Origin of the sequence: Pseudomonas sp. HMSC067G02, from assembly GCF_001813485.1 — a bacterium.
Taxonomy (GTDB): Bacteria; Pseudomonadota; Gammaproteobacteria; order Pseudomonadales; family Pseudomonadaceae; genus Pseudomonas; species Pseudomonas aeruginosa.
This window is the reverse complement of the sequence record NZ_KV812717.1, coordinates 60,993-84,340: the sequence shown is the minus strand read 5'-3', so window position 1 is coordinate 84,340 and position 23,348 is coordinate 60,993. Positions and strand designations below refer to the sequence as shown.

The 23,348-nt window shown below is 65.7% G+C and carries 22 protein-coding genes; 10 read left to right on the top strand and 12 right to left on the bottom strand.

Going from position 1 to position 23,348, the window contains the following annotated elements; translation table 11 throughout:
* Positions 1-240: 240 nt before the first annotated feature.
* The 4 genes from HMPREF2914_RS24875 to HMPREF2914_RS24860 all read left to right on the top strand — a co-directional run bounded on the left by HMPREF2914_RS24875 (position 241) and on the right by HMPREF2914_RS24860 (position 2,739).
* A complete protein-coding gene (locus HMPREF2914_RS24875; RefSeq protein ID WP_003091262.1) occupies positions 241-570 on the top strand; it encodes an ElaB/YgaM/YqjD family protein in 330 nt (109 codons plus the stop codon).
* Positions 571-573: 3 nt separating this feature from the next.
* On the top strand, positions 574-954 hold the full coding sequence (locus tag HMPREF2914_RS24870; protein ID WP_003091263.1) for a phage holin family protein: 381 nt from the start codon (positions 574-576) through the stop codon (positions 952-954).
* A gap of 13 nt (positions 955-967) precedes the next feature.
* Positions 968-1,291, top strand: coding sequence for a hypothetical protein (locus HMPREF2914_RS24865; protein ID WP_003130654.1), 324 nt, complete (start codon positions 968-970; stop codon positions 1,289-1,291).
* 116 nt (positions 1,292-1,407) lie between these two features.
* Positions 1,408-2,739 carry a deoxyguanosinetriphosphate triphosphohydrolase gene (locus HMPREF2914_RS24860; protein WP_003091265.1) on the top strand — a complete coding sequence of 444 codons (1,332 nt, stop codon included), beginning with the start codon at positions 1,408-1,410 and terminating at the stop codon, positions 2,737-2,739.
* A gap of 10 nt (positions 2,740-2,749) precedes the next feature.
* Here the strand turns inward: HMPREF2914_RS24860 and HMPREF2914_RS24855 are convergent, their stop codons facing one another.
* The 3 genes from HMPREF2914_RS24855 to HMPREF2914_RS24845 form a co-directional block, all read right to left on the bottom strand.
* Positions 2,750-4,975 (bottom strand): ATP-binding protein, encoded by a 2,226-nt coding sequence (locus HMPREF2914_RS24855; RefSeq protein WP_023091579.1) that lies wholly within the window; start codon positions 4,973-4,975, stop codon positions 2,750-2,752.
* Positions 4,976-4,988: 13 nt separating this feature from the next.
* Positions 4,989-5,612 carry a response regulator transcription factor gene (locus HMPREF2914_RS24850; protein ID WP_003091268.1) on the bottom strand — a complete coding sequence of 208 codons (624 nt, stop codon included), beginning with the start codon at positions 5,610-5,612 and terminating at the stop codon, positions 4,989-4,991.
* 426 nt (positions 5,613-6,038) lie between these two features.
* Positions 6,039-6,383: a YggL 50S ribosome-binding family protein gene (locus tag HMPREF2914_RS24845; RefSeq protein ID WP_023091578.1), complete on the bottom strand. Its 345-nt coding sequence runs from the start codon at positions 6,381-6,383 to the stop codon at positions 6,039-6,041.
* 310 nt (positions 6,384-6,693) lie between these two features.
* Here HMPREF2914_RS24845 and dacB point away from each other — a divergent pair, with 310 nt between their 5' ends.
* A complete protein-coding gene (gene dacB, locus HMPREF2914_RS24840; protein ID WP_003091272.1) occupies positions 6,694-8,124 on the top strand; it encodes a D-alanyl-D-alanine carboxypeptidase/D-alanyl-D-alanine endopeptidase in 1,431 nt (476 codons plus the stop codon).
* Positions 8,125-8,193: 69 nt separating this feature from the next.
* Here the strand turns inward: dacB and rlmKL are convergent, their stop codons facing one another.
* The gene (rlmKL, locus tag HMPREF2914_RS24835) at positions 8,194-10,371 is read right to left on the bottom strand and encodes a bifunctional 23S rRNA (guanine(2069)-N(7))-methyltransferase RlmK/23S rRNA (guanine(2445)-N(2))-methyltransferase RlmL (RefSeq protein WP_003116467.1); all 2,178 of its coding nucleotides are present in this window, start codon (positions 10,369-10,371) and stop codon (positions 8,194-8,196) included.
* A gap of 460 nt (positions 10,372-10,831) precedes the next feature.
* Here rlmKL and rmf point away from each other — a divergent pair, with 460 nt between their 5' ends.
* Entirely contained in the window at positions 10,832-11,044 is a 213-nt protein-coding gene (gene rmf / locus HMPREF2914_RS24830; RefSeq protein ID WP_003103238.1) for a ribosome modulation factor, read from the top strand.
* A gap of 87 nt (positions 11,045-11,131) precedes the next feature.
* On the opposite strand, the gene HMPREF2914_RS24825 is transcribed toward rmf, so the two are convergent.
* Positions 11,132-12,160 (bottom strand): quinone-dependent dihydroorotate dehydrogenase, encoded by a 1,029-nt coding sequence (locus HMPREF2914_RS24825; RefSeq protein ID WP_023091577.1) that lies wholly within the window; start codon positions 12,158-12,160, stop codon positions 11,132-11,134.
* A 56-nt stretch (positions 12,161-12,216) separates the two neighbouring features.
* A complete protein-coding gene (locus tag HMPREF2914_RS24820) occupies positions 12,217-12,438 on the bottom strand; it encodes a DUF2835 domain-containing protein (RefSeq protein WP_003103227.1) in 222 nt (73 codons plus the stop codon).
* A gap of 152 nt (positions 12,439-12,590) precedes the next feature.
* Between HMPREF2914_RS24820 and HMPREF2914_RS24815 the strand changes: the two genes are divergently transcribed.
* The 3 genes from HMPREF2914_RS24815 to HMPREF2914_RS24805 all read left to right on the top strand — a co-directional run bounded on the left by HMPREF2914_RS24815 (position 12,591) and on the right by HMPREF2914_RS24805 (position 16,617).
* Complete coding sequence (locus HMPREF2914_RS24815) at positions 12,591-13,472, top strand: DUF6685 family protein (protein ID WP_003109612.1); 882 nt, start codon at positions 12,591-12,593, stop codon at positions 13,470-13,472.
* 71 nt (positions 13,473-13,543) lie between these two features.
* On the top strand, positions 13,544-14,545 hold the full coding sequence (locus HMPREF2914_RS24810; protein ID WP_023091576.1) for an alpha/beta fold hydrolase: 1,002 nt from the start codon (positions 13,544-13,546) through the stop codon (positions 14,543-14,545).
* A gap of 167 nt (positions 14,546-14,712) precedes the next feature.
* Positions 14,713-16,617 (top strand): M14 family metallopeptidase, encoded by a 1,905-nt coding sequence (locus HMPREF2914_RS24805; protein ID WP_023091575.1) that lies wholly within the window; start codon positions 14,713-14,715, stop codon positions 16,615-16,617.
* A 116-nt stretch (positions 16,618-16,733) separates the two neighbouring features.
* Here the strand turns inward: HMPREF2914_RS24805 and HMPREF2914_RS24800 are convergent, their stop codons facing one another.
* Both HMPREF2914_RS24800 and HMPREF2914_RS24795 read right to left on the bottom strand, forming a co-directional pair.
* A complete protein-coding gene (locus HMPREF2914_RS24800) occupies positions 16,734-17,210 on the bottom strand; it encodes a helix-turn-helix domain-containing protein (protein ID WP_003130642.1) in 477 nt (158 codons plus the stop codon).
* Positions 17,211-17,247: 37 nt separating this feature from the next.
* Positions 17,248-17,724 carry a helix-turn-helix domain-containing protein gene (locus HMPREF2914_RS24795; RefSeq protein WP_009313801.1) on the bottom strand — a complete coding sequence of 159 codons (477 nt, stop codon included), beginning with the start codon at positions 17,722-17,724 and terminating at the stop codon, positions 17,248-17,250.
* 125 nt (positions 17,725-17,849) lie between these two features.
* On the opposite strand from HMPREF2914_RS24795, the gene HMPREF2914_RS24790 reads away from it, so the two are divergent.
* Complete coding sequence (locus HMPREF2914_RS24790; protein WP_003091282.1) at positions 17,850-18,080, top strand: hypothetical protein; 231 nt, start codon at positions 17,850-17,852, stop codon at positions 18,078-18,080.
* Positions 18,081-18,120: 40 nt separating this feature from the next.
* Here the strand turns inward: HMPREF2914_RS24790 and pelG are convergent, their stop codons facing one another.
* The 4 genes from pelG to HMPREF2914_RS24770 are packed head-to-tail and all read right to left on the bottom strand — an operon-like array spanning position 18,121 to position 23,347.
* Positions 18,121-19,491: an exopolysaccharide Pel transporter PelG gene (gene pelG / locus HMPREF2914_RS24785; RefSeq protein ID WP_003091283.1), complete on the bottom strand. Its 1,371-nt coding sequence runs from the start codon at positions 19,489-19,491 to the stop codon at positions 18,121-18,123.
* A 1-nt stretch (position 19,492) separates the two neighbouring features.
* A complete protein-coding gene (gene pelF / locus HMPREF2914_RS24780) occupies positions 19,493-21,016 on the bottom strand; it encodes a GT4 family glycosyltransferase PelF (RefSeq protein WP_003103472.1) in 1,524 nt (507 codons plus the stop codon).
* Positions 21,013-22,002 (bottom strand): tetratricopeptide repeat protein, encoded by a 990-nt coding sequence (locus HMPREF2914_RS24775; protein ID WP_003143628.1) that lies wholly within the window; start codon positions 22,000-22,002, stop codon positions 21,013-21,015. The genes pelF and HMPREF2914_RS24775 overlap by 4 nt, the downstream gene beginning before the upstream one ends.
* Positions 21,980-23,347 carry a pellicle/biofilm biosynthesis GGDEF protein PelD gene (locus tag HMPREF2914_RS24770; RefSeq protein ID WP_023091574.1) on the bottom strand — a complete coding sequence of 456 codons (1,368 nt, stop codon included), beginning with the start codon at positions 23,345-23,347 and terminating at the stop codon, positions 21,980-21,982. Before HMPREF2914_RS24770 ends, HMPREF2914_RS24775 begins: the two co-directional genes overlap by 23 nt.
* Position 23,348 lies beyond the last annotated feature (1 nt).

Below are 23,348 nucleotides of genomic sequence, written 5' to 3'. Positions count from 1 at the left end.
GGGCATTCCGGCCGACGTGCGCACCAGGGAATTGCAAGCGCCATACCAGTTCGCGCCCCGTTGCGAGGCAGCCGGATGGGCGTCATCTCGCCGCAGCCGCGCCGACAGGCACGCTGTGGCAGTCTTTAATGAAAGGAGCGCCGGGAGCGACCGGCAACGCGCGGAAATTACCCATCGGTTGAACCTTCCGCCCCGCGCTCGGCTCGAAAAAAACACACCCCATGACCAGAGGAGCTCGTCATGCCCCGCAAGACCACTGCAAACGCTGCAAAGGATGAACTGTTGGCTGAATTCCAGGCACTGGTCGCCGATACCGAGAAACTCCTGCAAAGCACCGCCGACGTGGCGGGCGACCAGGCGGAAGAAATCCGCGGCAAGATCCACGACAGCCTCAAGCGCGCTCGCGATACCTTGCGCGACACCAAGGACTCGCTGAAGGACAACGTCCGCGAACGCAGCCAGGCCGCGGTAGACGCCACCGAGGTGTACGTCGGCGAACACCCCTGGCAGAGCATCGGCATCGCCGCCGGCGTCGGCTTCCTGCTTGGCCTGTTGGTCAGCCGGCGCTGAGCCATGAGCGAAGGAAAGGACCCGGCGGACGGCCGCCCCTCCCTGCGGCGCTTCGGCGCCGCCTTCCTCGGCCTGTTGCACGGTCACGTCGAGCTGTTCGGCATCGAGCTGCAGGAACAGAAGGCCAACACCCTGCGCCTGCTGCTGTTCGCCGGGCTGGCCCTGGTATTCGCCCTGCTCCTGCTGGTCGGCCTGTCGCTGCTGGTGCTGATCGTGTTCTGGGACACCAACCGGCTCGCAGCGGCGCTCGGGTTGTGCCTGTTCTACGTGATCGGCTCGCTGTTCTGCGGCTGGCGCCTGTACCAGTCGATCAACGACGAAAGCTCGCCGTTCAGCGCCACCCTGGAAGAACTGGCCAACGACCGCGAGCGACTGCTGCCATGACAAGGAAACGCGCATGAGCCAACTACCGGTGAACGCGACCGGCCTGTCGCGTCGCGAATTGCGCAAGGCGGTGATCCGCCTGCGCCTGGAAATGCAGCGCCAGCAATTGCGCCGCGAAAGCCAACTGCTGGTGCAACCCTTCCGCCAGGCCCAGGGGCTGGGCCACAACCTCAGCCAGCAACTGTTCGGCGGTGGCAATGCGGCGCTCTGGGGCGCCGGCGGAGCCGCACTGCTGGGCGTACTGCTTGGCAAGGGCGGACGCTGGCAGCGTCTGCTGCGCCTGGGCGTCGCCCTGGCCCCGCTGTTGCTCGGCCTGCGCACGCGGAAAGGCCGTTGAAGGATGCGCCGACCGGCAACGGTCGGCGCCCTCCGTTTCCCCAACGCGACGATTGAGCTTGCCGAGGCAAACCGTTAGCGTGTCCGCATCGCCTCAGCGCATCCCTGGAATTCCCGATGGACTGGCAGACCCTGCTCACCCGCGAACGGCTCGGAAAGCCGGTACACAGCAACGATGAACTGGGCCGCAGCGCCTTCCACAAGGACCATGACCGGATCATCTTCTCCGGCGCGTTTCGCCGCCTCGGACGCAAGACCCAGGTCCATCCGGTCTCCAGCAACGATCACATCCACACCCGCCTGACCCACTCCCTGGAAGTCGCCTGCGTCGGCCGCTCGCTGGGCATGCGGGTCGGCGAGATCCTCCGCGAGGAACTACCCGAGTGGTGCGACCCCAGCGACCTCGGGGTCATCGTCCAGTCGGCCTGCCTGGCCCACGACATCGGCAACCCACCGTTCGGGCACTCCGGCGAAGACGCGATCCGCAACTGGTTCCAGCAAGCCGCCGGACGTGGCTGGCTGGACGAGATGAGCGACGCCGAGCGTTCCGACTTTCTCCACTTCGAAGGCAACGCCCAGGGCTTCCGGGTCCTCACCCAACTGGAATACCACCAGTTCGACGGCGGCACGCGGTTGACCTACGCCACCCTGGGTACCTACCTGAAGTACCCCTGGACCTCGCGCCACGCCGAAGCGCTGGGCTACAAGAAGCACAAGTTCGGCTGCTACCAGAGCGAACTGCCGCTGCTCGAGCAGATCACCCATAAGCTCGGCATGCCGCAACTCGACGACGAGCGCTGGGCTCGCCATCCGCTGGTCTACCTGATGGAAGCGGCGGACGACATCTGCTACGGCCTGATCGACCTCGAAGACGGCCTGGAAATGGAGCTGCTCGAATACAGCGAGGTCGAGGCGCTGTTGCTCGGCCTGGTCGGCGACGACCTGCCCGACACCTATCGCCAACTCGGCCCCAGGGACTCCCGCCGGCGCAAGCTGGCGATCCTCCGCGGCAAGGCCATCGAGCACCTGACCAATGCCGCCGCCCGTGCCTTCGTCGACCAGCAGCAGGCCCTGCTCGCCGGGCAGCTTGCCGGCGACCTGGTGGAACACATGCACGGCCCGGCCAAGCTCTGCGTGCAGCGGGCCAAGGCCATCGCGCGGGAAAAGATCTTCCAGGACAAGCGCAAGACCCTCCACGAGATCGGCGCCTACACCACTCTGGAGATCCTCCTCAACGCCTTCTGTGGCGCCGCGCTGGAGCAATACGGCGGGCATACGCCGTCGTTCAAGAACCGGCGCATCCTCGACCTGCTCGGACGCAACGCGCCCGACCCGCAGTGGCCGCTGTACCGCGCCTTTCTCCAGGTGATCGATTTCATTGCCGGCATGACCGACAGCTACGCCACGGAAATGGCCCGGGAAATGACCGGACGCTCGAGCCCCTCCTGAACGGAAGGGCTCATACCGCAGCGGCCGCCAACTGCTCCTGGAGTTCCTCCTGCAACGCCTCCAGGGCCAGCCGGAGTCTTTCGCCAGGCGCCTGCAGGCACTCCCCGTCGCTACCTCGCCGGCAGGCGTCCTCCAGGGCCTCGCAGGCCTCCAGCAGGGTACGCGCCCCGATCATCCGCGCGGCGCCCTTGATGCGGTGGGCATGCTCGGCGAGCCTGGCCCTGTCGCCCTCGCGCAGGAGGATGGCAAGGCGCTGGAGGTCCTGACGGTTGCTGCCTAGCAGGGTCTCCAGCAGTTCGCGCAGCCGTTCCGGGCGGCCGCCGCCGAGGCTGCTGAGAGCGTCCGCGTCATAGAGCCCCCGGGGCTGCGCGGCGTCGCGGCCGAAAGAGGTCGCGAGGTAGTTGCGCAGGGTCTCCAGGCCGAGCGGCTTGAACAGGCAATCATCCATGCCCGCGTCGCGACAGCGCTGTACCTCGTCCGGCTCGGCGTCGGCGGTATAGCCGAGGATCAGGATCGGCGCGCGCCGCTCGCACCGTTCCTGGATGCGTATCCTGCGTGCCAACTGATAGCCGTTCAGGCGCGGCATGTTGCAGTCGCTGATCAGCACCTCGAAGCGCTCGTCGGCCCAGAGTTCCAGCGCCACCTGGCCATCCTCCGCTTCCGCCACCCGGTGGCCGAGAAATTCCAGTTGCTGGCGCAGCAGTACCCGGTTGGGCGGATAGTCGTCGGCGATGAGGATATGCAGGCGGCGAGACGGCTCCATGGATGCTGCCAGCGGGTCCTGGCTGGATTCAGGCATTTTCGGCCCGCACTGGCGCAAGAGCAGGTCGAGCGACACCCGGGTGCCTTTGCCCGGCTCGCTGTGCATCTCGACATCGCCGCCCATGAGGTCCACCAACTTCCGACAGATCGCCAGCCCAAGGCCGGTCCCGCCCTGCACCGTGCGTCCCTTGGCCACCTGGATGAAAGGCTGGAACAGGCGCGCCTGGTCCGCCGGAGCGATACCGATACCGGAATCCTCCACGTCCACCCGGACGATCGCCCTCCCCTCGTCCAGGCTCCTTTCCTGGAGACGGATCGTCACCTGTCCCCGCTCGGTGAACTTGATCGCATTGCTCACCAGGTTGGAGAGCACCTGCTTGAAGCGCAGGGGATCGATCAGCACGTCCCGTCCCGGGGCATCGTCCAGCTCCACAACGAGCCTCAGGCCTTTCTGCCGGGCCAGGCCTTCGAACATGCGGCGCACCGACTCCACGACATGGCGCAGGCGAACCCGCTCGGGCGTGAGGGTCAGGTGGCCGGACTCGATCTTGGCGACGTCGAGGATGTCGCCGATGAGCAGTTGCAGCGACCCCGCAGCCTCGTAGGCGACCTCCAGCGAGGCGCGTTCGCGCTGCTCCGGCGCCAGGCGCTGCAGGACCAGTTCGAGGATGCCGATGACCGCATTCATCGGCGTACGGATCTCGTGGCTCATGGTCGCCAGGAAGACGCTCTTCGCCCGATTCGCCTCGTCCGCCTGGCGCATCGCCTCGCGCAACTGGCGGGCCAGGCGCTCCCGTTCGGTGATGTCGATCCAGCCGTTCATCAGGCCGAGCACCCGGCCCTGGCGATCCCTGTAGGGCGTGACCCAATGGTGGATCTCCAGCAATTGCCCGCCGATGCGCACCGCCATGTCGGTGAAGCTCGCCGTTCCTCCCCGAGCCACCGCCAGGCACTGCTGGTGCATGAGCCGTGCCTTGCTGCCCTCGACCCAGTCGGAATCGGTCAACAGGGTGCCGCGGGCCTGCTCACGGGTCATCCGCAGGCTTTCCAGGTAATTGCGGTTGCAGGCCAGCAGGCGACCGTCGAGCGTGCGGATGCTCACCGGGTAGGGAATCCCGTCGACCAGCGCCTGCTTCAATGCCAGGCGGCCGCTCAGGTCGGCTTCGGTACGTTGCCAGCGCCTGAGCCTGAGCTGCAGGACGGTATTCCAGCCCAGGCATCCGACGCAGACCAGGCAGGCCACCAGCAGGCCGAGCACCAGGCTGGAAGGGGATGGCGAGCGCAGCCCGTCGGCAGCCTGGTGTAGCGGCGCTTCGTCGACCACATCGGCGTCCCCCGGACGATCCGGAGCGGGAATCCGGAGCATGGAAGCATATTCGCCAGCCGTCGCCCTCGCCGGAACGGCATATCCCGCCATGCAGGCGAATATGAGAAGCAGGCCGAGCATGCACGCACTGCGTTTCTGGAACTTCATTCGGTTCCGGCCCTTAGATAAGCGTATTGCGTTTGGCGAACTCGATGAGATCCACCAGCGAGCCGGCGTTCAACTTCAACAACAAGCGCGCCTTGTAAGTGCTGACGGTCTTGTTGCTGATAAACATCTGCTCGGATATCTGCTTGTTCGAATAACCCTGGCTGAGGTATTGCAATACCGATACTTCGCGATCGGACAGGCGTCCGAGCAATTCCACATCGTCGGAATAGGCGCCCTGTTGCACAGGACGCATGGCCGAGCTGGGAAAGTAACTGTATCCCGAGGCGACCGCATTCACCGCCGTCACCAGTTCGGCCAGTCCGCCCTGCTTGCAGACGAACCCGGCGGCGCCCGCCTGCATGCTGCGCAGGGCGAAGAGCGAGGCGCTCTGGCCGGTCAGGACGAGGATCTTCAGGGGCAACGCCAGCACCATCAGGCGGCTGATGACCTCGAGGCCGTCCAGCCTGGGAATGCCGATATCGAGGATGACCAGGTCCGGCTTCAGCTCCCGCCCGAGGCTGATGGCATCCACGCCATTATCGGTATCGCCGACGATCTGGTGCCCTTCGGCTTCCAGCAACATCTTCATGGCCATGCGAATCACGGGATGATCGTCGACTATCAGGATACGGCTCATTGTCTGATTTCCTTGCCAATAAAAATTCAGAAAAAATTCTCCTGAGCAAGATATAGACGGGAGCCATATTGTCGAGATATTCGATGGCAACTCATATACTTTAAGGAATATTCTCACGGAAACTTAATTTATTTCTTACGGCGAATTCAAAACCTCGTATATTGCCAAGCAATTGGCCTGGTTATCTGCATGAAAAACACCCGCATATATACGCGCTCTCCCGGCTCGTTATCTGCCAGAGCGAGTTGAATAGTTCGTCAGGGGCTTCGGAGTAATGCTATCCGCATGTACGGCCACAAGCCGCCGACATGCCTTCGGCAGGGCAAAGGGAAGCACGACGGGCGCCGGGCCAGATAGCGCCGGAGCAGGATTGAAAGGGAGGGAAGACGCGACCGCCATCCTCGGGCGGGATGGCGGCGCTATCGCTTAGAGCTTCGACAGGACAGGCTGTTCCGGGTACCAGGCGTCGACCAACGCGCCGACCTCGACGCTGGCCAGTTCCGGTTGCTGCTTCAACCAGGCCTCGATCAGGGCCCGCTGCTCTTCATTGACCGAGCCACGGCGCGCCAGGCAGACGAAACCGAATTCGTCGCAGCCGCCATAGGTCAGTTCGTTGGCTTCGATCGCCTGATCGATGAAGCGCAACATGAAAGCGTTCACCGCATCGGCATCCACGCCTTCCTTGTAGTGGAAGTTCAATTCGAAACCCAGCTCCTGGAATTCATCGACGCACAATTTCTTGCGCAGGCGGCGGGAACGATTAGTAGCCATGGCGGCATCTCCTGGATTGACGCTCCATTGGCGGAGCCTCGCATTACAGACAGTAGCCGACGCCGCTGGAGCCGCGGGCGAACCCCGGCAAGCTCCGCGCGGCGCGGCCGGATTGCCGGCGCACTCTACCAGTTCCGACCATTCGGCGATATGACGGCGAACTCCGCGAAACTCCAGCGCATCGTTATCCGCCTTGCGGCATAATGAGCAAGACGGCCTCTTCGCGTGATGCCCGTCTCTTTTTTCAGGTTCGCTTCGTTTTTCATCTTCATTTCATTTTCTACCCTCCGTCTTCAAGGGTTCTTCATTAATGTTCAAGTCGCTGCGTACTCTTGCCTTCGCCACGCTCCTGCCTTTCGCCCTTCCCACCCTCGCCCAGGTCAACGCCACCCTGCCGGCCAACGTGCAGAAAGCCCTGCAGACCAACAAGCTGACCGGCAACGATCTGTCGCTGGTGCTGATTCCGCTCGACGGCCCGGGCAACCCCACCTACTACAACGCCGACGTATCGGTGAACCCGGCCTCGACCATGAAGCTGTTCACCACCTATGCCGCCCTGGAAATGCTCGGCCCGACCTACCAGTGGAAGACCGAGTTCTACACCGACGGCCAGCTCAAGAACGGAGTGCTCAACGGCAACCTCTACCTCAAGGGCGGCGGCGATCCGAAACTGAACATGGAGAAGCTCTGGCTGCTGATGCGCGACCTGCGCGCCAATGGCGTGACCAAGGTCACCGGTGACCTGGTACTCGACCGCAGCTACTTCAACATCCCGCAGTTGCCGGTATTCAACGACGACGGCGGCGACGACACCAAGCCGTTCCTGGTCGGTCCGGACTCGCTGCTGGTCAACCTGAAGAGCGTGCGCATGGTGGTGCGCACCGACGGCAACAAGGTCAACGTGCAGATGGACCCGCCGCTGGCCAACGTACGCATCGACAACCAGGTGAAGATGACCGCGCCGGCCACCTGCCCGGCCTGGCCGAAGCTGCGCTTCAGCCCGGTGACCCAGTTCGACGGCACCACCCTGCTGGCCACCGGACAGATTCCCCAGGGCTGTAGCGCGCAGACCTACATGTCGCTGCTCGACCACCCGGGCTACACCGCCGGCGCGGTGCGCGGCATCTGGCAGGAACTGGGCGGCAGCATCCTCGGCAAGGACCGCCAGGGCAGCGTACCGCGCAACGCCACGCTGATCGCCAAGGCCTTCTCGCCAGACCTGGTCGAGATCATCCGCGACATCAACAAATACAGTAACAACACCATGGCCCGGCAGTTGTTCCTCTCCATCGGCGCGCAGTTCCGCAACAGCGCCGACGGCGACGACGCCCAGGCCGCGCAGCGGGTGGTGCGGCAGTGGCTGGCGCGCAAGGGCATCACCGCACCGCGCCTGGTGATGGAGAACGGCTCGGGACTGTCGCGCCAGGAACGGGTCAGCGCCCGTGAGATGGCGGCGATGCTGCAAGCCGCCTGGCACAGCCCCTATGCAGCGGAGTACATCTCCTCGCTGCCGCTGGCCGGCCTCGACGGCACCATGCGCAAACGCCTGCGGCGCACCGCACTGGTCGGCGAGGCGCACGTGAAGACCGGCACCCTCAACACCGTGCGCGCCCTCGCCGGCTTCAGCCGCGACGCCAGCGGCCACAACTGGGTGGTGGTGGCGATCCTCAACAGCCCGCGGCCGTGGGGCGCTTCGGCGATCCTCGACCAGGTACTGCTGAGCCTGCACGCGCGGAAATAAGGCGCAGTACGAAAAAAAAGGCCGCCAGCGGTTGCCCGCCGGCGGCCTTTTGCATGAATGCCGCTCGCCTCAGCGAACGGTGATTCTCCAGGCCCGATGGATCTTCGGATTACGCGCGAAATCCGGATCGAGGGTTTCGCCAGTGATCTCTTCGACCGCATAGCGGGCCTGCACGCTCTCGTCCAGTTCGAACTTGCGGAAGTTGTTGGAGAAATACAGCACCCCGCCCGGCGCCAGCCGCGCCATGGCCAGGTCGAGCAGTTCGACGTGGTCGCGCTGCACGTCGAATACGCCTTCCATGCGCTTGGAGTTGGAGAAGGTCGGCGGGTCGATGAAGATCAGTTCGTACTGGCCATCGTCTTCCCGCAACCACTCCATCACGTCGCCGTGCACCAGGCGCTGCTTGTCGGAAAAGCCGTTGAGCGACAGGTTGCGCCGCGCCCAGTCCAGGTAGGTCTTCGACAGGTCGACGCTGGTGGTGCTGCGCGCGCCGCCCCTGGCCGCATGTACGGTGGCCGTGGCGGTATAGCAGAACAGGTTGAGGAAGCGCTTGCCGGCCGCCTCCTTCTGGATGCGCAGGCGCATCGGCCGGTGATCGAGGAACAGCCCGGTATCCAGGTAATCGGTCAGGTTCACCAGCAGGCGCACATCGCCCTCGCCCACCTCGAGGAACTTGCCCTCGCTGCTCTGCCGTTCGTACTGCTTCTTGCCGGCCTGGCGCTCGCGGCGCTTGACCACCACCCGCTCCTGGGCAACGCCCAGGGTCTGCGGAATCGCCGCCAGGGCGTCGAACAGGCGCGCCTGGGCTTTTGCCGGATCGATCGACTTGGGCGCGGCGTACTCCTGGACGTGAACCCAATCGCCGTAGATATCCACCGCCAGGGCATACTCCGGCATGTCGGCGTCATACAGGCGATAGCACTCGATCTTGTCGCGGCGCGCCCATTTGCCCAGTTGCCGGAGGTTCTTCTGCAGGCGATTGGCGAACATCTGCCCGCCCTCGCTCAGCCGTGCCGGCTCGCTCGGCGCCCGCGCCAGGCCTTCGTCGTTGCGTTCGCCACGCTCGCCGGTGACGAACTGGCGCGGCTCGACCTGGATCATCAGCAGCTTGCAGGCCAGCGCGCCGTTCCAGAACGCGTATTGCTTATGGCTGCGGATACCCATGCGCTTGCCCAGTTCCGGCGCCCCGGTGAACACCCCGGCGCTCCAGCCGATGCAGCTCTGGCGCAGGCGCTCGCCGAGGTTCTGGTAGAGATACAGCAGGCTGGCTTCGTCGCCGAGGCGCTCGCCATAGGGCGGGTTGCAGATCACCAGGCCGGTCTGGCCCTTGTCCGGGCGCGGCTCGAAAGTCGCCAGTTCGCCCTGGTAGATCTTCACCCAGTCGGCCACTCCGGCACGCTCGATATTGTTGCGCGCCGGCTGGATCAGGCGCGGATCGGCCTCGTAGCCGCGAATCCACAACGGCGGCCTGGCCAGGCCGGCCGCCGCGCGCTGCTGGGCTTCCTCGTGGAGCTTGCGCCACAGCGCCGGCACGTGCCCCAGCCAATTGCTGAAGCCCCAGCGCTCGCGCCTGAGGTTCGGCGCGATATCGGCAGCCATCAGCGCCGCCTCGACCAGGAAGGTGCCGACGCCGCACATCGGGTCGGCCAGGGCACCGCCCTCGGCGGCGATCTTCGGCCAGCCGGCACGGATCAACACCGCCGCCGCCAGGTTCTCCTTCAGCGGCGCGGCGCCCTGCTGCAGACGATAGCCGCGCTGGTGCAGGCTATGCCCGGAGAGGTCCAGGGAAAGGGTCGCCTGGCCGCGGTCGAGGTGCAGGTGGACGCGCACGTCCGGATTGACCTTGTCCACCGACGGGCGTCGGCCGGAGCGCTCGCGCAGGTTGTCGACGATCGCATCCTTGACCTTCAGCGCCCCGAAATGGGTGTTGTCGATGCCCGAGCCCTTGCCGCTGAACTCCACCGCCAGCGTGCCGCCGGCGTCCAGGTGGTCTTCCCAGTTCACCGCGTGGACCGCCATGTACATGGACTCGGCGTTCTCCACCGGGAATCGCGCCAGCACCAGCAAGACCCGGTTGGCCAGGCGCGACCACAGGCAGAGGCGATAGGCCACCTCCAGGCTGCCCTGCCCGCGCACCGCCGACACCTGGGCGCGCGCCTCGTCCAGGCCGAGCCCCTGCGCCTCTTCGAGGAGCAGGCTTTCCAGGCCTTTCGGGCAGGTCAGAAACAATTCGTAAACATCAGCCATATCGCCTTCCCGGGCCGTAGCCCTTGTCAGTGGAAGCACCCTCATGGGCACTTCTTTGGCACCAGGTGCCGTGGTTCGATTGCCGGAACGCTCCCGGCGTTGCTCGCTGCGACCCCGAGTCGCAGTCTGGGCGACCCTTCGTCGGAATGCGAGGAAATCTCAATTGGTGGGGGTGCAAATCGTTATAAGGCGCAACCCCGCGACCCTGCGGCGTTAGCGCCGGAAACCAGGCGTCATGAGCCTGCAATATATGGCCCTATCGACGAAAGCGTTAAGTCTTTATGACAAATCGGTCATTCACACGCCTGAACGCTTTGGTTAGAACTCCAGTTAATCCGCCACCGCAACGGTGTCGGGCGAGGGTCGTCACGCCGGCAACGACCCCTTTCGGCGAAAGCTTCGCCAGGCCTCCCCTGGGGGCCAACGGGACATAACAGTCAACAAGTGAGGGCAACACCCTATGAGAAGACTTAAGCGTGATCCGTTGGAAAGAGCCTTCTTGCGTGGTTATCAGAACGGCATAACCGGTAAATCTCGTGATCTTTGTCCGTTCACCCATCCTACGACGCGGCAGTCCTGGCTCAACGGCTGGCGCGAGGGCCGTGGCGACAACTGGGACGGCCTCACTGGCACGGCCGGCTTACAACGTCTCAATCAACTCCAGCACGTGTAAGCGACAACACGGATAGCACCGATTTCCCCAAGGCACGCCCCATCCGGGCGGCGGGCGCAAGCCCAAGGGCTCCGCAAGGGGCCCTTTTCAATTCCGCCGCGGCAATGCGGCGATGGCGTCCACCGCTTCGCGGATCAACGCCGGTCCCTTGTAGATGAAACCCGAATAGATCTGCACCAGGCTCGCCCCGGCGGCGATCTTCTCCGCCGCGTGCGCGCCCTCGGTGATACCGCCGGCGGCGATGATCGGCAGCCGTCCGCCCAGCTCGCCGGCCAGCACCTTCACCGTGTGCGTGCTCTTCTCCCGCACCGGCGCGCCGGACAGGCCACCCGCCTCGTCGCCATGCGGCATGCCTTCCACACCTTCGCGGCCGAGAGTGGTATTGGTCGCGATCACCGCGTCCATCCCCGCCTCGACCAGCGCCGCGGCGACCAGCGCGGTCTCTTCGTCGGTCATGTCCGGGGCGATCTTGATCGCCAGCGGTACCCGCCGGCCATGCCGCAGCGCCAGCGCTTCCTGGCGCTGGCGCAGTGCCTCCAGCAGTTGCTTGAGCGAATCGCCGAACTGCAGGCTGCGCAGGCCGGGCGTGTTCGGCGAGCTGACGTTGACGGTGACGTAACTGGCGTCGGCGTAGACCTTGTCCAGGCAGATCAGGTAGTCGTCGACCGCGCGCTCCACCGGGGTATCGAAGTTCTTGCCGATGTTGATCCCCAGTACGCCGCGATACTTCGCCGCGCGCACCCGTGCCAGCAGGTGGTCGACGCCGTGGTTGTTGAAGCCCATGCGATTGATGATCGCGTTGGCTTGCGGCAGGCGGAACAGGCGCGGCTTGGGATTGCCCGGCTGCGGTCGCGGAGTGACGGTGCCGATCTCGATGAAGCCGAAACCGAGCTGGCCGAACCCGTCGATGGCGTCGCCGTTCTTGTCCAGGCCCGCGGCCAGCCCCACCGGATTGGGAAACTCCAGGCCCAGCACAGAGACCGGCAGGCTGGCCGGCTCGGGCGTCAGCAGGCGGTTCAGGCCCAGGCGACCGCCGGCCCCGATCAGGTCGATGGACAGTTCGTGGGAGGTTTCCGGGGACAGTTTGAACAGCAGCTGGCGGGCCAGGGTGTACATGGTCGGGTATCGGTCGGCAGAATGAAGGGTGCCGATTATAGCCGCCGAGCGCCCGCTCAGGCGAGGCGTTGCAGCGCCAGCAGGCGACCATCCTCGCTGAAATCGAGGCGGAACGTGCCATGCACGCCATCGTGGCCGATGAACGGACGCAGGTGATGGGCCGGCAGGTTCACCCGGCGACCGTCGCGGCTGCGCAGCAGGACCCGATTGGCCCTGCCGCCGTAGATGGCCTGCAGGCGTTCGCCGGACAGGGCGATATCCATGATGAGACTGGGCATGGAGCCCCCCGCTTGAATGAACCACGACAGCTTGCCACAAACCACGCGGTTGAATGTCACGCCCGAACCTGTGCTTCAATGGACGGACCGTCGCCGTCCCCTCCCGCCCCTTTCCGCGTCGGTCGCCGAGCCCGAGGAGCCCTCCGTCGATCATGAGTTCCAACTCGCGTAGCAACAGCACCTTCACCGGTCGCCTTTCCGCACTCGCCAACCGCCTGCGCCTGGGTGCCGCGCGAAGCGATGGCCGGGAGCTGCGCGAACGGGCGGCCGCCCTCGAGCTGCCGTTCCAGCCATTGCGACGGCCGGAGCCGAGCGTCTGGTGGCAGGCCGGACCGCCCCTGCACACCCTGGTCGATCTGCCGCGCGGCGCGCTGTCCGGCCCGGTCCAGGAAGACAAGGCGGAAGCCCACGCGGTCCTCAAGCGCCTGGTGCGGGTCAGTCACTCCACCCTGGAGTCGGTCGACCTGAAGACCATCGAAGGCGTATGCAGCCGCGAGATCCTCGTCCAGACACCTTGCCCACGCCTGGAAGACCTGGCCACGGCCGAGGTCTGCCGGGGCGTACGGATCATCAGCTACAAGGATTTCGTCAAGGCCCTGAGCCTGGCCCTGCCGCGTTTCACCAACGGCGACAGCATCCGCCTGCGCCAGGCCGCCTGGCACGGCGAGCGCCTGTTCTGGGCGGGCGAACGTCAGGCCTGCGCCTTCGCCGCGGCGATCGTCTACGCCCGCCGCCGCGAACTGGAACTGAAGCTGCCGGCACACCTGGAACGCTACGAACTGGAGCCCGGCGCGCTGGACGAACTGGAACAGCGCTACCACATGCTGCGGATTCCGACCCAGGCCTGGTCCGAGCCGACCTTCATGAGCCTGCTGCTGGATACCGGCCTGCCCTATGCGCGACTCGCCCTGTTCACCCCGGAAACCCCGGAGTGCCTGTTGCTGCCCCGCAACGACGAACGCGCCGATGCCCTCGGCGAAGGTCTGCGGGCGGCTGGCGCGGCAGACGTGGTGAAGTATCTGAAGCAACTGTAGGCAACCGGCCAGGACTGGCCAGCTCGCGCCCTGACGTGCATCCTCCAGCAGACCCACACAGGAGCGATCGCATGTCCCTACCCCGCCTCAGTCTCTGTCTCGCCCTCGCCTGCGGGCCGGCGCTGGCCAGCCAGGCGCCGGTCTACGGCGAACGCCTGGAAGGCTTCGACTACGCCTATCCGGTGCATTATCTGGACTTCACCTCCCAGGGCCAGCCGCTGAGCATGGCCTACCTCGACGTCGCGCCGAAGAAAGCCAACGGCCGCACCATCCTGCTCATGCACGGCAAGAATTTCTGCGCCGGGACCTGGGAGCGCACCATCGACGTGCTCGCCGACGCCGGCTACCGGGTGATCGCCGTCGACCAGGTCGGCTTCTGCAAGTCGAGCAAGCCGGCCCATTACCAGTACAGCTTCCAGCAACTGGCAGCCAACACCCACGCCCTGCTGGAACGGCTCGGCGTCTCCCGGGCCAGCGTGATCGGCCACTCCATGGGCGGCATGCTCGCTACCCGCTACGCCCTGCTCTACCCGCGGCAGGTCGAACGACTGGTGCTGGTCAACCCCATCGGCCTGGAGGACTGGAAGGCCCTGGGCGTGCCCTGGCGCAGCGTCGACGACTGGTACAGGCGCGACTTGCAGACCAGCGCCGAAGGCATTCGCCAATACCAGCAAGCCACCTACTACGCCGGCGAATGGCGCCCCGAGTTCGATCGCTGGGTACAGATGCAGGCCGGCATGTATCGCGGCAAGGGGCGCGAGTCGGTGGCCTGGAACTCGGCGCTGACCTACGACATGATCTTCACCCAGCCGGTAGTCTACGAACTGGGCCGGTTGCAGATGCCGACCCTGCTGCTGATCGGCGAGAAAGACAACACCGCCATCGGCAAGGACGCCGCGCCGGCGGAACTGAAAGCCAGGCTGGGCAACTACGCGCAACTGGGCAAGGACGCCGCCCGACGGATTCCCCAGGCGACCCTGGTGGAATTCCCCGACCTTGGCCATACCCCGCAGATACAGGCTCCGGAACGCTTCCACCAGGCACTGCTGAAGGGTCTGCAAACCCAGCCCTGAACCATCCACCGGCGGCGCTCTCGCCATCGGCTTCGCCGCGCCTTGCCCGGCGTCAACACCGATGCCTGCCGCCGGCGTTTCACTGCACTGGCTGCGCGACGACGCGTGGCTCGCGTCGCGCAAGCCCACCCACGCCGCGGCCGTTCCCATCCACATGGAGGTTCATCGTGTTCCCTTGCCAACCCCGTTCGCTACTCGCCGGCGTCCTGCTGGCGAGCGCCCTGCCCGCTCACGCGGAGCTGCCCCACGCGCCCGCCTACATCGATGACAGCGCCTACCCGGCCGCGGCCCGCCAACGCATCCTGCCACCGATGTTCGAGCAGAAGCTGGGCAGCCTGCGCTACCTCGCCAAGCCCGGCGACCCCTTGATCACCCAGGCCGAGAGCAGCGACTTCCAGCGCACCAGCGACTACCGCGAGACCCGCGCCTACCTGGAGAAACTGGTAGCCGCCTCCTCCGGCCGCATCGCCCTGCGCGAGTTGCCCGAGCGCAGCGCCGAGGGTCACCCGATGCTGCTGGTGACCGCCTCCACCGAGGCCGACAAGTCCGCCGCCGGCCTGAAGCGCTCCGCCAAGCCGACCTTGCTGGTGGAAGCCGAGATCCATCCCGGCGAGGCCAACGGCAAGGACGCCATGTTCATGCTGCTGCGCGACATGAGCGCTGCCGACCGCCCGCTCGCCGGGCTGCTGGAGAAGATCAACCTGCTGTTCATCCCGGTGGTCAACGTCGACGGCGACCTGCGCCGCAGCGCCTACGGGCGGATCAACCAGAACGGCCCGCAGGAGACCGGCTGGCGGGTGAACGGCCGCAATCTCAATCTCAACCGCGACTTCACCAAGCTCGACAGCGCGGAGATCCGCAACGTCGCCTGGGTGTTCAACCACTACGAACTGAGCTTCTTCGCCGACACCCACTCCACCGACGGCGCCATGTATCCCTACGACAGCTCCTACTGCCACAACGGCAATGGCTGGTCACCGGCGAGCAGCGCCTGGATGGACCAGGTCATGCGCAAGCCGGTGTACCAGGCGCTGGAAAGCCTCGGGCACATGGTCCATGAATGCATCAGCCTGAACGACAACCAGGATCCGACCCAGGGCTACTACCCCTACCGCACCGACCTGGCGCGCTTCTCCAACCAGTACGGCGACATCCGCAACGTGCCGTCGATCCTCATCGAGCAACACGCCCTGCATCCGTACAAGACCCAGGTGCTGGGCAACTACGTGATGCTCAAGGCGATGTTCAAGGTGATCGGCGAGCAGGCCGCCAGCCTGCGCCAGGCCATCGCCAGCGACCGCGAGCGCCTGCTGCGGCAGAAGGAGGTGATCCTCACCTGGAAGCCGGGCGAGACCGCCGAGACGCCATTCGTGGTCGGCGACTACCGCTACGAGCAATCGCCGGTCACCGGGGCCCGCACCATCGTCTGGAGCAACCGGCCGAAGACGCTGAAACTGCCGGTGACCGACAACGGCGTACCCGACCTGGTGGTGCCGCGTCCCCAGCGTTTCATCGTCCCGGTGCAGTGGCACGAAGTGATCGCCCGGATCAAGGCCCACGGCATCCGCTACACCACCCTGGAGCGTCCGACCGAAATCGCCGTGACCCTGTACCGCATGGACGACATCAAGCTCGCCGATGGCTTCGAACCGGATCGCGTGCAAGGCAACCGGATTCCGGGCTACGAAGGTCGCCTGCTGGTCAGCGGCACGCCGAAGCCGTTCCAGCGCTTGCAGACCTTCCCGGCCGGCTCGCTGTCGATCGACACCGCCCAGCCGCTGGGCGTCCTGGCCATCGACCTGCTGCAACCGCAGAGTCCGGATTCCTTCTGGTCCTGGGGCTTCTTCAATTCCACCCTGGTGGCCGCCGAGGAGCCGGAGGAATACGTGATGGAGCCGATGGCGCGCAAGATGCTGGCGGAAGACCCAGCGCTGAAGGCCGCCTTCGACAAACGCCTGCGCGAGGACAAGGCCTTCGCCGCCGATCCGCAGGCGCGCCTGCAATGGTTCTACCAGCGCACGCCGTTCTACGACGTGAACGCCTTCGTCTATCCGGTAGGAGTGGTGTTCTGAAGCCCACCTGGGGCTGACGGCGGACAACGCTGCGCGTTATCCGCCCTACCGCTGGGCTTCGGGAGCCCCGTTCCCTCTCCCGCTTGCGGGAGAGGGCTGGGGAGAGGGAGCCGGTCTCAGGTACCGTCGGTGGGTGTGGGCAGGTTGCTTCTCGGCTTGCGCTTGCGCCTGGGTTTCAGTGGTTTTTCAGGTGGCGGCGACAGTTCCCGCTTGCGCAGCTTCTTGAGGATTTCCCGATGCTTCTCGCGCCAGGCCGGCACGTCGAGACCGTGGAGTTCGAGCAGCTCGGGGTTGCGCTCCACCAGATAGACCGCCGCTTCCTGGGCGGCCTCGGCGATCTTCCAGGCGATCGACTGCGGTTCGATGCTGCCTTCATAGGCGATCCAGTCGCTGAACTCCGGAAAGGTCCCGCAGACCTTCTCGAAATCCTCGTCGTGCATGCGCTGCCGGCCACTCTCGATGTTCTCAAGGCGTTTGGGATCCATGCCGACCACCTCGGAAAACTGCGGTCGGTTCAACCCCGTCAGCCCGCGCAACCCGAACAGGCGCTCGCCGGCGCGAAACAGGCAGCGCTTCCTCACTACATAGACCATGTACAGATACTTCCCTTCGTTTCTGGCGCGATGCGCCTCAGTCGCCCTTGCCGCTCGCGGGCGTTTTCCTCTTCCGCTGGCGCCTGGGTTCCGGCGGCTCTTCCAGGGGCGCCGGCTCCGCCTCCGGCGCCTGTTCCGCCGCCAGCAGCGCCTCGCGTATCTCACGGTGGCGTTCGCGCCAGGCCTGCATGTCGATGCCGTGCCGCTCCAGCAGCACCGGGTTGCGCTCCACCAGGTAGACCGCGGCCGCCTGTGCCGAGTCGGCGACCTTCCAGGCGATCGACTGCGGCTCGATGCTGCCTTCATAGGCGATCCAGTCGCTGAACTCCGGGAAGGTTCCGCAGACCTTCTCGAAGTCCTCGTCGTGCATGCGCTGCAGTTCGTTCTCGATGTTCTCCAGGCGCTTGGCCGTCATCCCCACCAACTCGGCGAACTGCGGACGGCTCAAGCCCATCAGCTCGCGCAGGGCGCGCAAGCGCTTGCCAGCAGTGAACAAACGTCGATTCTTTACCATGTGTAGTCCGCGTCTGATGGTTCCCTATGCATATTGATTCACTAACTGTTAGTAGATCAATATGAATCCAAGCCCTCTAGACCGAGGGTTCCCCTCCAACATCGGACCATGGTGCAGGACGCCTGATGAAAGTGGAAGAACTCCCCCAAGAGGGTTTCGCCGAGTGCCCCCGCTATATAACCCTGATGCGTTTCGCCTTCCTGACCGGCCTCAGCGACCGGCCGGACCTGCTCTATGCCTGGATAGAGAGCGGCGACCTGCCGATGCGAACCTTCGGTACGCAACGCCTGGTGGATATGCAGAAGCTGCAAAAACGCATCGAGGAAGCAAAAAAAGGGGCCGATTCAACCGGGTGAATCGGCCCTTTCTGAAAGACCCTGCCGCCGGCGAAACCCCTCAGCGATTGAGCATGAAGGTCTCGTACTCCAGGTCGTCCAGCGCGGTGGTCAGGCGGTACAGCCCGACCAGCACGCAGACCAGCAGCGACAGGGTGAAGCCGTAGCCGAAGAAGCTCGGCCCGAGCAGCAGGCTGACGAAGGTCAGGGCGCCGTTGACGATCACGAACAGCACGCAGAGTTCGAGGACGATGCGGCGCTTGTCCAGGTAGAAGAAGACGTTGAGCAAGGCCATGAACACTACCTGGATGCTCACCCCGATCAGGTCGATGTAGAACAGCGGCAGGTAGTAGCGGGAAATTCCCAGCCAGCCGAGCAGTTGCGGCGCCAGCAGGAACAGCAGGACCACCGCCAGCCCCTGCACCTTGCAGATTTCCAGCAGGCCCTGGCGGATGGCGAGGATCATCTGCTCCTTGAGCAGGCCGATGTGCTGCAGGGTCTCGCCGCCGCGGATCGCCTCGTAAACCCGCTCGTACCACTCGGCGAAGTCGGTCTCGATGCGCACCAGGAACACCGCCATGCCGGGAATGATCGACAGGTAGGCGAGGAAGATCGGCAGGTCGTAGAGGATCGAGGCGCGCAGCGGGCCGATCACCAGGTCCGAGGTGGAGGGGTTGAACCAGAAGATGAACTTGTCGATCCAGATCCCCAGGTTGTAGCAGAGGCCGGTCAGCAGCAGGCTGACGAAGACCTGCCGGCGGTCGAGGAAGTCGAAGGCCACCATGCGCCTGGCCGGGTACTCGCGGAGGATGTCGTAGAGGAAGACGAACAGCAGGCTGGCGTGGCCGATCAGCAATGCCAGCAGCAGGCCGTCCATCTGCATGAAACGCAGCAGGTAGGCACAGGCGACCATCAGCGCGTAGCCGATGAACATCACCAGCAGGATGCGTTTGTAGGCCTTCATTCCCGACAGGAAGATGATCACCAGCCACAGGTTGCAGAGCACCACGAAGTTGGCCATCACCAGCAGGCGGTAGGCGAACGGCTCATCGAACAGGGTCGCCAGCAATATCGCCGAGAGCAGGCCCGCCGCCAACGTCACCAGCAACAGCACGCCCACCAGGTTGGGCAGGATCGCCTCGTGCTTGCGCTCGAACAGGCGATCGGAAATGAAGCGGGTGAAGAACAGTTGCAGTCCCCCGGTGAAGATCAGCGACAGCGCCATCAGGTAGGTCACCGTGATCAGGAACTGCCGGACCAGCACGTCCGGCACCACCACGCCGAGGCTCAGCACGCCGATCAGCATCACGCTGACGATCGACAGCACCCAGGGACCGGAGCTGATCAGCCCGGCGTAGAGGTAGGCGCGCAGGGTCGCCGTATAGGAATCGCGGGAAAGGATCTTCCGCAGTTCGAAGCCGATGCCGGCCATGTCATGCAATCTCCGTGGCTTCGCGGTACAGCCCGCGGTAACGTCCGAGCATCAGCGCCTCGGTGTAGTAGCGTTCGACCCGTTGCAGGCCGACCGCCTGGGCCGCCTGCCAGCGCTGCGGATTGCGCAGCAGGGCGAGGATCGCCCGCGAAGTGGCCTGCGGGTCGGCGATCGCCACCACCTCCCCGGCGCGACCCAGGGCGCGATCTTCGGCGTCGGCGCCTTCGATCAGTTCGCGGCAGGAGCCGACGTCGCTGCTCACCACCGGGGCGCCGGCAGCCCAGGCTTCGAGGATCACCAGCGGCTGCGCTTCGCTGATCGAGGTGAGGACCATCAGGCCGAGTTGCGGCAGGACCTCGCCGATCCGACGGAAACCGAGGAACTTCACCTTGTCCTGCAGGCCGAGGCTGGCCACCAGGCTGCGGCATTCGCTGGCATAGTCCGGATCTTCCTCCTCCGGACCGACGATCCAGCCCTCCGCCTCCGGCATCGCGCTGACCACCCCGCGCATGGCGCGGATGAAGGTCTTCACGTCCTTGATCGGCACTACCCGGCCGACCAGCCCGACCACCGGCGGAATCCCCGGCGGCCGCCGTTCGAGGGCGCCGGCCCAGGCATCGAGGTCGATGCCGTTGGGGATCACCCGGGTGCGCCGTGGCTCGGCGCCATCGAGTACCTGGCGCTGGCGGTTGCCTTCGTAGAGGGCGACGATCGGATTGGCGGCGCGATAGGTGAGCAGGCCGACACGCTCGAAGAAGCGGATCCACAAGCGACGGATGTAGCTGACCTCGGCATCCAGTCCGGTACTCAGCTGCTCGTCGGGGTTCTCCGCGATCCAGTTGGCCTGGGCCAGGTCGATCTTGCGCTCCTTGGTGTAGATGCCGTGCTCGCTGAGCAGGTAGCGGCAGCCCCAGCGACGTTGCAGGATGCAGCCCAGCAGGCCGGCGTAGCCGGTGGAGATCGAGTGCAGCATGCGCGCCCGCGGCATCCGCCGGGCCGCCTCGGCGAGCATGAACACCGGCGCCTGCATCGAGCGCAGGGTCCAGAAGTAATTGACGAAGGACGGATCGGTGCAATAGCGCTCGTAGCCTGCGGTGATCGCCTCCCAACTGGCCTTGCTGTGGAGAAAGTCCTCGCGGCCGATGCGGCCCTCGGCGAGCAGGTCGAGCAGCGCATCGCCCTCCTCCACGTCCGGCGTCTCCGGGTAGTGGAAGAAACGGTGCAGATCGCGCAACGCCTTTTCGGTCTCGCTACTGCCCTGTCGCGTCTGCGGGTTCGGCGAACTCCAGGCGGTTTCCAGGAAGTGTTCCTCGATGTGCAGCACATTGTCCGGGATCGGGTAGTGGCGCTTGCCGTAGGCATCCTTCTGGCCGCCGATGAAGAACACCGAGAAGGTCAGGTCGGGGAGACCGAGGATCAACTGGTTGACCCAGCTGGAGACGCCGCCGCGGACATAGGGCCAGGTGCCCTCCAGCAGCAGGCAGACATCGGCGACGGGCGCCGTCGGAGCGGTGTGTTCGGTCATGTCCAGTATCTCGCCAGGGCCGCGAAGGGCGGCCGTTGCAGCATGTCGTCGGGCATTCCGGCGAGAAGCCGGGGGATGTCCCGGTAGCGCCGCTGGAAGAACGCCACCTCGGCGCGGAACGGCGCCAGCTGGGCACTATCGATTCCCGCCTCCTCGGCGGCCTGGAGCGCGCGTCCGGCATCCTCCAGGCGGCCTTGTTCGAGGGCGATGCGCCCGGCCAGCAGATGCAGGTCGGCCGAGGGTGTGCCGCGCAGCGCCTGGTCGGTATGCTCGCGCGCCTGCTCGAGGATGTGCTCCAGCACGCTGCCCTGGGCCAACCCCAGGTAGGCCAGTTCCCAGTACCAGCGCGCCAGGGTCCCGTGCAACGCGCCGCGTCGCGCCGGCGTGGCGCCGGCGAGGCGGCCTAGGGCGGCCTCGATGCGCTGGTTGATCCGGCTTTCCTTCTGGTCGAGCATCGAGTAGGCCAGCAGGCGGACGTCGTCGGCAGGGTCGCGCAGGGCCAGCTTGAGGATCGGGATCGCTTCCTTGCCGGGCATCCGCCGGGTGGCGAAGATCGCCGTGAGCCGCTGGTTCGGGTCCGGCGCATGGCGCAGGACGTCCTGCAGGCCGCCGTCGCTGAACATCATGTCGAGGCGCTTTTCCTTCGGCCGGAACGGCAGCTCGGGGACGCCCATCGCCTGCCAGGCCTGCTCGCCACGCTGGCGCGGCAGGTACAGCGCCGGGAATACCGCCGCAGCGACGCCGACCGCTCCGATCAGCGGCACGAAGAAGGCCAGGCTGAAGAGGAACAGCGGGCTCCACGGCAGCGGGAACTTGTAGCGCCGCGGCAGCAGCAGCCATACGCCGACGCACAGCAGCGCGCTGCCCAGGCCGTGGGCGAACAGGTAGAGCGCCAGCGCCTGGCCGAACGGCAGGTCGGCGAAGACGCTCGCCCAACTGCTCAGCTCGAACAGGAAGGCGCCGCTAAACAGCCACTTGCTGATCATTCAGGCCGCACTCGTTGAAAAGGAAATGTCCCAGCGCCTGCCGATCGTTGCCGGCGTCCAGTTCGTACTGGCGGATGCGCACGCCCAGCGACTCCAGCTCGCGGGCCTGGCCGAAGCGTTCGGCGAAGAGAATCCTCAGGCGCTGCAGATACCCCTGGGAGCCTTCGGCGGAAGTCAGCGGCAACAACACCAGCAGGACCCGCCGGCCCTCGTCGTTGCGCAGTCGCAACTGCACGTCGAGGCCACGCTGGCTGCCTTCCAGCAGACGCTGGACCTCTTCGCCGTAGCGCGCATCGGTCAACTCGAAGGCATACAGGCAGGCCGGCAACCCATGGTCGCGGGCGTCCAGCAGGGAGCGCTTGAGGTACTGGGAGAAGCGCTGGGCGTCGATGTCGGCCAGTTGCAGTGCGCGACGGTCGCTCTGCAGCAAGTCGGCGATGTGCCCGGCGAGGATCGCCAGCAGGCTGAAGGTACGTTCGTTGAAGACGAAGAACGGCATCTGCTCCACCGCCAGCAGGGCGAGGATCCGCCCATCGGTGTCGACCAGCGGCACGCACACCTGCAGCGCGCTGTGCGCACGCTGCTCGCCGCGCTCCAGCAGTTCCTGGCGCACGCTGACCAGTTCGCCGCGCTCCAGGCAGGTGCGCACCAGCAGATCGTCGGCGTCCAGCGCCGGCATCTCGCCGAGCGTCGCCAAGGGTTGCGGCTCCGGGGTGCGGTCGTGGCGCACCCGGTAGAGTCCGGCGATGCGCAGCGAACCGTACTGGGCCAGCAGCGCCAGCACGGTTTCCGCCAGCGCATCGAGCGGTGCCTCCTCGCTCGGCAGCTCGCGCAGCAGTTGTCGCAGACCGAGCAGCGAACTGCGCAGGCTCTGGTCGTTGCCGGCGACCCGCTGTTCCAGGCGATCATGGGAGATGCGCAGGATGTGATGGGCGCGGGTGAATTCGTCGAGGCGCAACTGGCGGTACTCGTTCGCCAGCTCCAGGCGCTCCAGGCGGCGTTCCCAGATGTCGCGGAACTCGCCCACCAACATGGCGCAGAGCAGCACGCCGACGATGAAGGCCGCCGGTACCTGGGCATAGGCCTCGACGCCCTGGACGCGAAACGCGAACAGCGCCGCCACCAGCAGCGCCGCGCTGGCCAACCCGCGGACGAAGCCGTAGCGCATGCCCAGCAACAGGGGCGCGACGATCACCCAGGGAAAGGTGGCGTTGACCTGCAGCGGGTCGTCCGGGCTGAACCACCAGCCCAGGCCCAGCGCGAGCGCGCTGATGACCAGCGTCTCGACCCAGGAGACACTGCCGCTGGCGCGCGGTGCGAGGGTGAAATCCTTGTGCGCGGACATC